Source organism: Citrobacter sp. TBCS-14 (assembly GCF_005280805.1).
In the GTDB taxonomy this organism is placed as follows: domain Bacteria; phylum Pseudomonadota; class Gammaproteobacteria; order Enterobacterales; family Enterobacteriaceae; genus Citrobacter; species Citrobacter gillenii.
This window is the reverse complement of the sequence record NZ_SZWM01000039.1, coordinates 1-261: the sequence shown is the minus strand read 5'-3', so window position 1 is coordinate 261 and position 261 is coordinate 1. Positions and strand designations below refer to the sequence as shown.

Sequence of the window (261 nt, the reverse complement as noted above, 5' to 3'; positions counted from 1 at the left end):
GCGCCGGATCCGACGGGACGTTACCGCCTGGCGTAGAGGTCACGCCGAGATAAACCAGCTGCATACCGGCACCGATGATCATCGCCGTTTCCATGTTGCCTAACAGCAGGCCAACGAATACGGCAATCACGACTGGTTGCAGCAGCATAGCGGAGAAGGTGTAGCCAAGGCGTAAACGGGCAAACCAGTAATACAGCCCCATCAGGCTTGCAAAGACTAAAGTATCCATAGTTAAGTACCCTGTTATCAAAGAATTAGAAT

At 52.1% G+C, this 261-nt stretch carries 1 protein-coding gene; it reads right to left on the bottom strand.

The window, feature by feature from the left end:
- The coding region (locus tag FDX22_RS00170) for a PTS sugar transporter subunit IIC (protein WP_186805256.1) at positions 1-229 on the bottom strand (229 nt) is incomplete at its 3' end.
- Positions 230-261: the final 32 nt, after the last annotated feature.